1 protein-coding gene is annotated in these 494 nt (G+C 44.7%); it reads right to left on the bottom strand.

The genetic code is table 11. The features are described 5' to 3' along the window. Positions 1–494 (bottom strand): RNA-guided endonuclease InsQ/TnpB family protein (locus tag J3492_RS13045; RefSeq protein WP_207992430.1); only part of this gene is annotated, 494 nt, incomplete at both ends.

Below are 494 nucleotides of genomic sequence, written 5' to 3'. Positions count from 1 at the left end.
GGACTGTCTTGGCGAGAGCCGCAACACGAGCAGGTTTGGGTGCTGTACGCTTCATTGACTTCGATATAGTGGCAACCTGCGTTCGCGCATTTGTAATCCAGTTGCCGCTTAATCTCAAACCAACCAGCATCATAGACCGACTTGGCAAGTTTGTTTGAAGTAAATGAGTTTGATTTGATTTTACCAACAACGATTAAGCTGTTGGCCTTAACAAGCTTTGATGTAAATTTATGAATTAAATCCTGGCGGGTATTTTTGATCTTGGCGTGTATCGCACGGACCCGCTTTTTGTTTTTAGCGCGTTGAGCAATGGCCAGTTTTTCAGCATAGTTATGGGTGACTTTGATTTGTAGCTGATCACCCTCACTACTGACTGCTGAATCCTTGCAGCCTAAATCAATACCAACTTGGCCAGTGCCACACTTAATCTTTGGAGATTCTTTAACCGTCACACAGGCATACCATCTGCCTCGTGCATCTTGTACCAGCTCACA

The organism is Psychrobacter coccoides (genome assembly GCF_017498085.1).
Classification (GTDB): domain Bacteria; phylum Pseudomonadota; class Gammaproteobacteria; order Pseudomonadales; family Moraxellaceae; genus Psychrobacter; species Psychrobacter coccoides.
Note: the sequence above shows the minus strand (reverse complement) of the source record. Positions and strands in the feature narration are given on the sequence as shown.